The following is an 11,569-nucleotide window of genomic DNA, read 5'->3' as shown; positions in this document are numbered from 1 at the left end:
CCAGAACCCATCGAGGGCCCGGGCGGGGGCTGGCAAGCAGATCCGCCGCAGTGCTCAGCTTCGGGCGATCTCGAACCGGCAGACCGCTCCGCCGCTGGCCGAGCAGCTTTGTTCGCGGGTGCGCAGGCGGCGGTCGACAAGGGTCTGGAACAGCCGGTCGAACACCGCCTCATGCCAGACGCAGATCGGATGCGGCGCTGTTTCGCCGCGGATCAGCGGATTGTCGGTCAGTTCGAACACCAGCGGGCGGGTCGAGACCACCCGGAACGCGCCCGACCCGGCGAACGTCCAGCTGTGCTTGGCGATGGCCTTGGCGAGAATCGGCGCCGCCAGCGCGGGCGGCAGCAGCTTCAGCACCCGCTGCGCCATTGCCGGGATGCGATGGGCAAGGATGTAATCCCCGGTCCGCGCGCCGGCCTCCCGCAGAAGGTCGGGCGCGCGGCCGGGAAGGCGGCGGCGCAGCGCGCGATGCATGGCAGCGGCCGGTCCCTCGTCCATCAGGCCGGTATCGGACGGAGGCGTCGACAGGCCCGCCGCATCAAGCATCTCGTCGCGAAGCGCCGCTCCGCCCGCCGCCTCCAGCACAGGGAGAAGCTGGAGAACGGCATTCGGTCCGATCCGGCCCGCGCGGCCGGACAGGTCGTCCTTCATGTCAGACTTCTTCCATTTGCTGATCGCCGCCACCGCAGGCCTTCACCTGCGAGGGATCGTCGGCGGGCATCTTGAAGCTGGTGTCCTTGGACTTGCGCCGGGCCGCAGCCTGGGCGGCACGGTCGGCATTCGATTCCCAGTCCTCGATCTGCGCGGCGGCAGGTTTGCGGGACATGTCGAAATCGAAATGCACCTTGTCCTTCGATTGCGGGCCCCAGTAGTTGTTCTTGCCCAGATCGTAGAAGGACCGGCCCACACCCGCCTTCAGGAACGCCTTCAGGCAGCCCAGCAGGTACCGACGGCGGAAGCCGTTGCCGCGCCAGGGGTAATGGAACAGCGCCTTGCGCATGTAGAACCGGCGATAGTTGTGCATCACCCGGTCCAGAAGCTGGGCACGGTCCATCGCCTCGGGCTTCATGATCGGGTTCACGAAGTTGTAGCGGCTGTAATCGAAGACCTCGACCTTGTTATGCAGCTCCTGGAAGAGCGGCGTGAAGGGCCAGGGCGTGTACATCGCCCAGTTGGCCAGATCGGGCTGCCAGTCCCAGCAGAGCTGGAAGGTCTCTTCCAGGGTTTCCTCGGTCTCGTTGTCCATGCCGACGATGAACTGGGCCTCGGTCAGGATATCGGCCTCGCGCAGAAGCTGGATCGCGCGCTTGTTGTCCTCGACCCGGGTTTCCTTGTTGAACTGGTCGAGCTTGAGCTGGGCGGCCGCCTCGGTCCCTAGCGAGATATGGACGAGCCCCGCCTGGCGGTAGAAGGGCAGAAGCTCCTCGTCGCGCAGGATGTCGGTCACCCGGGTGTTTATGCCCCATTTGACCTTGTCGGGCAGGCCGCGGTCGATCAGCTCCTGACAGAAGGCGATGAACTTCTTGCGGTTGATGGTCGGTTCCTCGTCGGCGAGGATGAAGAAGCCCACCTTGTGATTCTCGACCAGATCCTCGATCTCGTCGACCACCTTCTTGGGGTCGCGGATCCGGTAGTCGCGCCAGAATTTCCATTGCGAGCAGAACGAACAGGTGAACGGGCAGCCCCGCGCCATGTTCGGGATCGCGACCCGGCAGTTCAGCGGGATGTAGATGTATTTTTCCCACTCGAGGATGGTCCAGTCGGGCTTGATCGAATCGACATCCTTGATGGTGGGCGCGGCGGCGGTCGCCACGATCTCGTCACCGTCGAGGAAGGCGAGCCCCTTGATGTCGCGGCGGCTTTCCGGCCATTTGCCGTCGCGGATCGCGTTCATCAGGTTGACCACGATCTCTTCGCCCTCGCCGCGCACGATGACGTCGATCCAGGGCGCCTCGGACAGGACCTGCTTGAACATGAAGGTCGCGTGGATGCCGCCGAGGACACGGACCGCGTTCGGCACCTCTTCCTTGGCGATCTCCATCAGCCGCTCGGCCGCGTAGATCGAGGGCGTGATCGAGGTGGTCGCGATGACGTCGGGCTGCAGCGCCTTCAGTTGCTTGCGGACCTCGTCCTCGGAAATGTCGTTGGTCATCGCGTCGATGAACGTGATGTCGTCATATCCCGCAACCCGCAGCGACCCGGTGAGATAGGCCACCCAAGCCGGCGGCCAGTTACCCGCGATCTCGGCACCGCCGGACTTGTAGTTGGGATGAATAAAGACAATGCGCATGGATCGACTCCCCGTGTTTCGCGGGGAACATGACATATCCGCTGTCAATCTGACTTGACACAAGTCAAATCGCCGCCGCCGGGCTGCGCCCTGCCCAAGGACAGGCGGGGACAGGGCACGGCCTAGAACGGGCGCACCGCATTGCCCGCGTGAAACAGGACCCCAAGCCCTCCGGTGAACAGGATCCATCCCGCCACCGCATGCAGGATAACCGCCAGCGGAAAATTCCGGCGCGCCTCGCAGGCCCAGGCGAAAACGAGCCCCCCGAGGAAGGTCAGCCCGCAGACGACCGCGTTCCAGTACATCAGATGGGCCAGCGAGAAGAGCGCGGCATTCATCACGATCGCGGTGCGCAGCCCCGGCAGGATCGGCCCGTAGCGGCGGAAGAACAGGACCCGGAACACGATTTCCTGCGGCAGCGCCGAAAGCGGCGGATAGAGAAGGAGAATCGAGGCCAGCAAAAGCGGATTGCCGCGCACCAGCGCCAGCGCGTCCTGCGGCACCACCAGAACCGTCAGCGTGCCGACGATCACCGTGGTCACCACGGCAAAGCCCAGCACCAGCCATGGATCGATCCCGCGCAGGCCGCGGATCAGCTCGGACCAGCGAAAGCCCTCGGTATGAGACAGCAGCCCAAGCCCGACCGCGGTCAGGCTCAGCAGCACCGGAAACAGCGCCTGGGGCGGCATGAACACCGCGATGGCAAGCGGCGTGCAGACATAGAACAGCACCAATTCGCCCCAAAGCCTGCCGCGTCGGGGCATGCGGCGTTCCAGTGCGAGATCGAGCGTCCAGGCCATGTCTCTTCTCCTCTCCCGGGCCTTCTTTCCCGGGCCCACTATCCCGAGGCGGCGCGGCTTCGCCCGCCGGACAGGCGGAGGGGCCGGGCATCCGGCCTTCCAGAATGGCAGAAAAGCCGGGCCGCGCCGGGGCAACGTTCCGTCAGCATGCGGGCAGATCGTTCACAAATGCGGTAGGGCCTGCGCCGGTTCCCTCCGCCCCGCAGATGCCCGCGCCGATTTTCCCTCGCCCGCCCTTGCGCCCCAAGGCCGCTTGGCTATAACCCCCATCAATTTGCCAAAACTGAGAGCGGGACATGCCGAAGAGAACCGATATCAAGTCCATCATGATCATCGGCGCGGGTCCCATTGTGATCGGACAGGCCTGCGAGTTCGATTATTCCGGCGCCCAGGCCTGCAAGGCGCTGCGCGAGGAAGGGTACCGGGTCATCCTGGTCAACTCGAACCCGGCCACGATCATGACCGATCCCGGACTGGCCGACGCGACCTATATCGAGCCGATCACCCCGGATGTCGTCGCCAGGATCATCGAGAAGGAACGCCCCGACGCGCTTCTGCCGACGATGGGCGGACAGACCGGGCTGAACACCTCGCTGAAGCTTGCCGACATGGGCGTGCTGCACAAATACGGGGTCGAGCTGATCGGCGCCAACCGCGCCGCCATCGAGATGGCCGAGGACCGCAAGCTGTTCCGCGAGGCAATGGACCGGATCGGGCTGGAAAACCCCAAGGCCACCATCGCCAACAACATGGAAGAATGCATGGCCGCGCTCGAGCATGTGGGTCTTCCGGCGATCATCCGCCCGGCCTTCACGCTGGGCGGCACCGGCGGCGGCGTGGCCTATAACCGGCAGGAATTCGAGTATTACTGCAAGAGCGGCCTCGACGCCTCGCCGGTCAGCCAGATCCTGATCGACGAAAGCCTGCTGGGCTGGAAGGAATTCGAGATGGAGGTGGTCCGCGACAAGGCGGACAATGCCATCATCGTCTGCGCGATCGAGAATGTCGATCCGATGGGGGTGCATACCGGCGACTCGATCACCGTCGCGCCGGCGCTGACCCTGACCGACAAGGAATACCAGATCATGCGCAACGGCTCGATCGCCGTGCTGCGCGAGATCGGGGTCGAGACCGGCGGCTCGAACGTGCAATGGGCGATCAACCCCGAGGACGGCCGCATGGTCGTGATCGAGATGAACCCGCGGGTGTCGCGCTCCTCGGCGCTGGCCTCGAAGGCCACCGGCTTCCCGATCGCCAAGATCGCGGCCAAGCTCGCGGTGGGCTATACCCTCGACGAGCTGGACAACGACATCACCAAGGTCACGCCCGCGAGCTTCGAGCCGACCATCGACTATGTCGTGACCAAGATCCCGCGCTTTGCCTTCGAGAAATTCCCGGGCTCCAAGCCGGAACTGACCACGGCGATGAAATCAGTGGGCGAGGCGATGGCCATCGGCCGCACCATCCACGAATCGCTGCAGAAGGCCCTGGCCTCGCTGGAAACCGGCCTGACCGGCTTTGACGAGATCGACATTCCCGGCGCGCCCGACCCGGCCCAGATCGTCGCCGCGCTGACCCGGCAGACCCCGGACCGTCTGCGGGTCGTGGCCCAGGCGATGCGCCACGGGCTGAGCGATGACGAGATCCACGCCGCCACCAGCTACGACCCCTGGTTCCTGGCCCGCATCCGCGAGATCGTCGAGACCGAGGCCGAGATCCGCAAGGAGGGTCTGCCGGTCACCGAAGACGGGCTGCGGCATCTCAAGATGATGGGCTTCACCGATGCGCGTCTGGCCATGCTCACCGGCCGCGACGAGGGTCAGGTGCGCCGCGCGCGCGACAATCTGGGGGTCCATGCCGTCTTCAAGCGGATCGACACCTGCGCCGCCGAATTCGAGGCGCAGACGCCCTACATGTACTCGACCTACGAATCCCCGGCGATGAACGAGACCGAATGCGAGGCCCGTCCCTCGGCCCGCAAGAAGGTGGTCATCCTCGGCGGTGGCCCGAACCGGATCGGTCAGGGGATCGAGTTCGACTATTGCTGCTGCCATGCCTGCTTCGCGCTGACCGAGGCCGGGTATGAGACCATCATGATCAACTGCAACCCGGAAACGGTCTCGACCGATTACGACACCTCGGACCGGCTCTATTTCGAGCCGCTGACCTTCGAGCATGTGATGGAGATCCTCCGGGTCGAGAAGATGGCAGGCACGCTGCATGGCGTGATCGTGCAGTTCGGCGGCCAGACGCCGCTGAAACTGGCCAACGATCTGGAAGCGGCGGGCATTCCGATCCTCGGGACCACGCCCGATGCCATCGACCTTGCCGAAGACCGCGAGCGGTTCCAGGCGCTGGTGAACAAGCTCGACCTCAAGCAGCCCAGGAACGCCATCGCGGCCTCGGCCGAAGCGGCGATGAAGGCCGCCGAGGAAATCGGCTATCCGCTGGTGATCCGGCCCTCCTACGTGCTGGGCGGCCGCGCCATGGAGATCGTGCGCGACACGCCCCAGCTCGAACGCTACATCAACGAGGCGGTGGTCGTTTCCGGCAAGTCGCCGGTCCTGCTCGACAGCTATCTCTCGGGCGCGACCGAGGTCGATGTCGACGCGCTCTGCGATGGCGAGAAGGTCCATGTCGCGGGCATCATGGAGCATATCGAGGAGGCGGGCGTCCATTCCGGCGACAGCGCCTGCTGCCTGCCGCCGCACAGCCTGCCCGAAGAGATCGTGGCCGAACTGATCCGCCAGGCCGAGGCGCTGGCCCTGGGCCTGGGCGTGGTCGGGCTGATGAATGTGCAATTCGCGGTCAAGGATGGCGAGATCTACCTGATCGAGGTCAACCCGCGCGCCTCGCGCACCGTGCCCTTCGTCGCCAAGGCGACCGACAGCGCCATCGCCTCGATCGCGGCGCGGCTGATGGCGGGCGAGAAGCTGAGCGCTTTCCCGATGCGCGCACCCTACCCGGCCGATACCAGCCCCGACACGCCGCTGCCGCTGGCCGACCAGATGTCGCTGGCCGACCCGATCATGCCGTGGTTCTCGGTCAAGGAGGCGGTGATGCCCTTTGCCCGCTTCCCGGGCGTCGACACGCTGCTGGGCCCCGAGATGCGCTCGACCGGCGAGGTCATGGGCTGGGACCGGTCCTTCCCGCGCGCCTTCCTCAAGGCCCAGCTGGGCGCGGGCACCGACCTCCCGCGCGAGGGGCAGGTGTTCCTGTCGATCAAGGAGGCCGACAAGACGCCCGCGCTGGTCGAAACCGCCAAGATCCTCGTCGATCTGGGCTTCGGCATTCTCGCGACCCGCGGCACCGCGCGGTTCCTGGCCGAAAGCGGGATCGAGACGACGCTGGTCAACAAGGCCTATGAGGGCGGGCGCACCATCGTCGACGTGATGAAGGACGGGCTGGTGCAGCTGGTGATGAACACCACCGAGGGCAACCGCGCGGTCGAGGACAGCCGCTCGATCCGGAATGTCGCGCTGATGGACCGCATCCCCTATTTCACCACCGCCGCGGGCTGCCATGCCGCCGCCCTGGCGATGAAATCGCGCGAGGAAGGCGAAATCGGGGTGCGCAGCCTGCAGGGCTGATCCGCCGCCGCCTGACGATCCGGCGCCCGGGCAGCCACTGCCCGGGCGTCCTGTCTTTCGGGCTCAGAGCCCCAGCGGCCGCGCCATCTTCACCGCATAGCGGTCGGTCATGCCCGAGACGAAATCGGTCAGGGCATGAAGCCCCGAATAGGGGTCGCAGACATCGCGCAGATCCATCCCGGCCGAGGTGACCAGCTTGCGCAGATAGGGTTTCTTCTCGGCCATCGCCGCGGCATCCCAGCCGTGATCGGCCAGCCCCTCGATCACCGCATGGAAGCGGTCGAGCAGCGCGAAGATCAGGTCGCGCCCCGCCACTTCCAGCTCGATCTTGCGCGACGAGGGGAAGATCCGGTCATTCGCGACCTCGGAAATCGCCGCGAAGGCCTCTTTCAGCGCGAAGACATCCGTCAGCTCGGTCGAGAACCGGCCTGCCAGGATCTCGTCATGGTGATCGAGAAAGGCCGCGACGCTGGCGCGGATCAGCGCGCCCACGGCGTCAGCCCGCAGCTTGCCCACATGTTCGGCGTCGTACCGGGCATCGGCGGCCCCCTCCTCCCGCTGGACATCTTTCTCGATCAGTCCCCGCAGAAGCGTCTCAACCTCGCCGAAGGGCAGCACGCCGCTGGTGAAGGCGTCCTCGAGATCGAGGATATTATAGCAGATATTGTCGGCCGCCTCGACCAGGAAGGCCAGCGGATGGCGCACCCAGCCGCCGTCCTGCGGGATCAGACCGGTGCTTCGCGCCATCTCCTCCAGATGCGCAGCCTCGGCCTCGAAGGCGCCGAACTTCTTGCGTCCGATATAGGGCGCCGCCTTACCCAGCGCGCCGTCGCGCGCGAGACAGGGATACTTCGTGAAGGCCCCCAAAACAGCGTGGGTCAGCCGCATGCCGCCCTCGCGCCGGGACATCTCCAGCCGGGTCAGGATCCGAAAGCCCTGGGCATTGCCCTCGAAATGCTCGAACTCGCGGCGCTGGCCCTCACTCAGATCCGCACCGAAGGGCTTTCGCATCTCGAACCATTCCGAAATCGCATCCTCGCCCGCATGGCCGAAGGGCGGGTTGCCGATGTCATGGGCGGCACAGGCCGCCTGCAGGATATAGGACAGGTCGTGCCCGGCGCCGTCGAGCAGGATGCTCTTCGCGGCCAGCGCCTGCCCGACCTCGAACCCAAGCGAGCGGCCCACGCTGCTGGTCTCGAGGCTGTGGATCATCCGGTGATGCAGGTGGTCGTTCTCGTAAAGCGGATGCACCTGGGTCTTGTTGGCCAGGCGCCGGAACGGCTGCGAGAAGATCACCCGGTCGAGATCGGCCAGAAACGCCGGACGCCGCCTATCGCGCGCCGCGCGCGTTTCGGCCTCATCCGGGGCAGGCTCGCGCTGCTCGTGCCGAGCCTTCGTCAGAAGCCCTTGCCATTCCATATGTTCCATCGCTTTCCCCTCCGGCAGATCGGCGCCAGCATAGCGGCTTCAGCTTGCGGCGACAGCGCCGATCGCCTACCCCGCCCACCAGAGCCGGGATGGCGGTGCGAGGACCCCGGCAAAGAGACCCGTATCCCGCATTGCCGCGCGACTGTCAGTGACCCGGCCCGATGACAGGGCCCGGGGGGTGCGCGAAGGTCGCACCCGCTACATGTTGACAATACGCCCCCGCAAACATCAATATACTGTTGCTTTGGTTCCCGCGGTTTGCGCCGTGGGCGAAGAGGGAAGCCGGTGAGAGTCCGGCACTGCCCCCGCAACTGTCAGCGGCAAGCCGCGGCCCCTTGATCCACTGGCGCAAGACGCCGGGAAGGAGGGCCAGGGCGTCCGAGCCGCGAAGTCAGGAGACCTGCCAGAGCGGACCGAACGACCGCGAGCGGTGGGCTCGGGTGCGTGCGTCGGACCGGCGGGTCCGCGTGCCTCCCTGCGTGCCGCCCCTGACCAGAACCGAAAGCGAACCGCCATGACCGCCCCCTCGCCCCGTTCCGTCGCCAACCGCGACGGCCAGATCGTTCCCTTCGACGCCGGCCGGATCGCCCGGGCCATCGCCCGTGCGGGCGAGGCCACCGGCGAATTCGGCGCCGAGGAGGCCGCCCATCTCACCGCCCAGGTGGTGCGGGTGCTGAGCTTCCGCCACGCGGATGGCACGCCCGATATCGAGGAAATCCAGGATGCCGTCGAACAGGCCCTGATCGGCGCCAACCGGATCGCGACGGTGCGCGCCTACGCCGTCTATCGCGCCCAGCATGCGCGGCTGCGCGAGGACCGGCAGGTGCTGGTCGATGTCGAAAGCTCGATCAACGAATATCTCGACCGCTCGGACTGGCGGGTGAATGCCAATGCCAATCAGGGCTATTCGCTGGGCGGCATGATCCTGAACACCTCGGGCAAGGTGACGGCGAATTACTGGCTGAGCCATATCTACCCGCCGGAAGTCGGCCAGGCGCATCGCGACGGCGACATCCATATCCACGATCTCGACATGTTCGCGGGCTATTGCGCGGGCTGGTCGCTGAGGACGCTGTTGCGCGAGGGGCTGAACGGGGTGCCCGGCAGCATCGAATCCGGTCCGCCGATGCACCTGACCAGCGCGCTCGGCCAGATCGTCAATTTCCTCGGCACTCTGCAGAACGAATGGGCGGGCGCCCAGGCTTTCAGCTCGTTCGACACCTATCTGGCGCCCTATGTGCGGATCGACGGGCTGGATTACGCCGCCGTCCGTCAGGCGATGCAGGAATTCATCTACAATCTCAACGTGCCCTCGCGCTGGGGCACCCAGACGCCCTTCACCAACCTGACCTTCGACTGGACCTGCCCGGATGACCTGAAGGACCAGGTGCCGGTGATCGGCGGGCGCGAGGCCGATTTCGCCTATGGCGCGTTGCAGTCCGAGATGGACATGATCAACCGCGCCTATATGGAGGTGATGACCGCGGGCGATGCCAAGGGTCGGGTCTTCACCTTCCCGATCCCGACCTACAACATCACTCCCGATTTTCCGTGGGAGAGCGAAAATGCCGGTTATCTCTTCGAGATGACGGCGAAATACGGGCTGCCCTATTTCCAGAACTTCGTGAATTCCGAGCTTGAGCCGCATATGGTCCGGTCGATGTGCTGCCGCTTGCAGCTTGACCTGACCGAGCTCTTGAAACGCGGCAACGGGCTGTTCGGCTCGGCCGAGCAGACCGGCAGCCTTGGCGTCGTCACCATCAACTGCGCCCGGCTCGGCCATCTGCACAAGGGCGACGAGGCGGGGCTTCTGGCCGCGCTCGACCGGCTGGCGGCTATCGCGCGCACAAGTCTGGAACTCAAGCGCAAGGTGATCGAGCGCCATATCGAGGCCGGGCTTTTCCCCTATACCAAGCGCTATCTCGGCACGCTCCGAAACCATTTCTCGACGCTGGGCGTGAATGGCGTGAACGAGATGATCCGGAACTTCACCGACGACCGCGAGGACATCTCGACCGAGGCCGGTCAGGGGCTTGCGATCCGGCTGATGGACCACCTGCGCGCCCGGATGGTCGAATACCAGGAAGAGACCGGGCACATGTACAATCTCGAGGCGACGCCCGCCGAGGGCACGACCTACCGCTTCGCCCGCGAGGACCGCAAGCGCTTCCCGGGCATCCTGCAGGCGGGCACCGACGATCAGCCCTATTACACCAACTCGACCCAGCTTCCGGTCGGGTATACCTCCGATCCGTTCGAGGCGCTGGAACATCAGGAGCCGCTGCAGGCCCGCTATACCGGCGGCACGGTCCTGCACCTTTACATGGGCGAACGGATCTCCTCGGCCGAGGCCTGCAAGAAGCTGGTCCGCCGGTCGCTGTCCTCGTTCCGCCTGCCCTATATCACCGTGACGCCCACCTTCTCGATCTGCCCGAAACACGGGTATCTCGCGGGCGAGCACGAATTCTGCCCCAAATGCGACGCCGAGCTGATTGCGGCGAAGCGCGCGAAAGCCAGCTGAAGGAGTGATCCGATGACCATGATCGACAAGGACATGACGACCCGCGATGCCGAAATCGTCCTGACGGACGAAGAGCGCACCCGCTGCGAGGTCTGGACCAGGGTGATGGGCTATCACCGCCCGATGGCGTCCTTCAATACCGGCAAGAAGGGCGAGGCCGCCGAACGGGTCTATTTCGACGAGGCGAAGGCACAGCTTGGCTGAGCTTGCGATCTCCGGGCTGGTCCGGCATTCGAGCGTCGACTGGCCGGGCGAACTGGTGGCGACGGTCTTCTGCCAGGGCTGTCCCTGGGCCTGCCGCTATTGCCACAACACCGAGCTGCTGGCGGCGGGGCCGGGCCGGATCGGCTGGGACACGGTCCTGGCCTTTCTCGACCGCCGGCGCGGGCTGCTCGACGGCGTGGTGATCTCGGGCGGGGAACCCTTGTTGCAGAAGGGCCTGCCCGAGGCGCTTGCGGAGCTTCGGGCGATGGGCTTTCGCACCGGGTTGCATACCGGCGGCGCCTATCCCGCGCGCTTCGCCCGCGTCCTGCCGCTGCTCGACTGGATCGGTTTCGACGTCAAGGCCCCCTTCGACGCCTATGACCGGATCACCGGCGCGCCCGGCAGCGGCGCAAAGGCGCGCGAAAGCCTCGGCCTGCTACGCGACAGCGGCGTTGCCGCCGATCTGCGCTGTACGGTTCATCCCGCCCTGCTGAGCGCTGCCGATCTGGCCCGGATGGACGACGATCTGTCGGCGCTCGGCCTGCCGCCCGCGCGCCGACAGCCGTTTCGCGCCGAGGGTTGCGCCGATCCCGCCCTCTGCCGGACACCGTAAAACCCATACCCGGCCATACTGCCGCCTGGATAAAATCCGACGGGTTTTCCTGCATGCGGCCCCGGTCTTTCGCAACCGGGGTAAGGGATTCTTTGCGGCTTTGCGACCCAATGCCCCCAGCCG

The 11,569-nt window shown here is 65.8% G+C and carries 6 protein-coding genes, 1 pseudogene and 1 riboswitch; of the genes and pseudogenes, 3 read left to right on the top strand and 4 right to left on the bottom strand.

Annotated features, from left to right (window positions below; all coding sequences use genetic code 11):
• Positions 1-54: 54 nt before the first annotated feature.
• From bchJ to A6W98_RS07825, 3 genes are all read right to left on the bottom strand, one after another.
• The gene (gene bchJ / locus A6W98_RS07835) at positions 55-651 is read right to left on the bottom strand and encodes a bacteriochlorophyll 4-vinyl reductase (RefSeq protein WP_042459959.1); all 597 of its coding nucleotides are present in this window, start codon (positions 649-651) and stop codon (positions 55-57) included.
• Position 652: 1 nt separating this feature from the next.
• Positions 653-2,290 (bottom strand): magnesium-protoporphyrin IX monomethyl ester anaerobic oxidative cyclase, encoded by a 1,638-nt coding sequence (gene bchE / locus A6W98_RS07830; protein WP_042459957.1) that lies wholly within the window; start codon positions 2,288-2,290, stop codon positions 653-655.
• Positions 2,291-2,412: 122 nt separating this feature from the next.
• Positions 2,413-3,090: a CPBP family intramembrane glutamic endopeptidase gene (locus tag A6W98_RS07825; RefSeq protein ID WP_063490896.1), complete on the bottom strand. Its 678-nt coding sequence runs from the start codon at positions 3,088-3,090 to the stop codon at positions 2,413-2,415.
• 296 nt (positions 3,091-3,386) lie between these two features.
• On the opposite strand from A6W98_RS07825, the gene carB reads away from it, so the two are divergent.
• Positions 3,387-6,680 carry a carbamoyl-phosphate synthase large subunit gene (gene carB, locus A6W98_RS07820; protein ID WP_042459954.1) on the top strand — a complete coding sequence of 1,098 codons (3,294 nt, stop codon included), beginning with the start codon at positions 3,387-3,389 and terminating at the stop codon, positions 6,678-6,680.
• Between the two features lie 63 nt (positions 6,681-6,743).
• On the opposite strand, the gene dgt is transcribed toward carB, so the two are convergent.
• A complete protein-coding gene (gene dgt / locus A6W98_RS07815) occupies positions 6,744-8,108 on the bottom strand; it encodes a dGTP triphosphohydrolase (protein WP_196760258.1) in 1,365 nt (454 codons plus the stop codon).
• Positions 8,109-8,336: 228 nt separating this feature from the next.
• Positions 8,337-8,530: riboswitch (cobalamin riboswitch) on the top strand.
• Between the two features lie 92 nt (positions 8,531-8,622).
• On the opposite strand from dgt, the pseudogene A6W98_RS07810 reads away from it, so the two are divergent.
• Positions 8,623-10,833, top strand: a pseudogene (locus A6W98_RS07810) (ribonucleoside triphosphate reductase).
• A complete protein-coding gene (locus A6W98_RS07800; protein WP_042459946.1) occupies positions 10,826-11,446 on the top strand; it encodes an anaerobic ribonucleoside-triphosphate reductase activating protein in 621 nt (206 codons plus the stop codon). The pseudogene A6W98_RS07810 and the gene A6W98_RS07800 overlap by 8 nt, the downstream one beginning before the upstream one ends.
• Positions 11,447-11,569: the final 123 nt, after the last annotated feature.

The sequence above is a fragment of the Rhodovulum sulfidophilum DSM 1374 genome, assembly GCF_001633165.1.
Taxonomy (GTDB): Bacteria; Pseudomonadota; Alphaproteobacteria; order Rhodobacterales; family Rhodobacteraceae; genus Rhodovulum; species Rhodovulum sulfidophilum.
Note: the sequence above shows the minus strand (reverse complement) of the source record. Positions and strands in the feature narration are given on the sequence as shown.

What these genes read in the sequence shown, in the direction of transcription:
- bchJ (WP_042459959.1), bottom strand. Translation starts at nt 651, where the DNA reads ATGAAGGACGACCTGTCCGGCCGCGCGGGCCGGATCGGACCGAATGCC.
- bchE (WP_042459957.1), bottom strand. Translation starts at nt 2,290, where the DNA reads ATGCGCATTGTCTTTATTCATCCCAACTACAAGTCCGGCGGTGCCGAG.
- A6W98_RS07825 (WP_063490896.1), bottom strand. Translation starts at nt 3,090, where the DNA reads ATGGCCTGGACGCTCGATCTCGCACTGGAACGCCGCATGCCCCGACGC.
- carB (WP_042459954.1), top strand. Translation starts at nt 3,387, where the DNA reads ATGCCGAAGAGAACCGATATCAAGTCCATCATGATCATCGGCGCGGGT.
- dgt (WP_196760258.1), bottom strand. Translation starts at nt 8,108, where the DNA reads ATGGAACATATGGAATGGCAAGGGCTTCTGACGAAGGCTCGGCACGAG.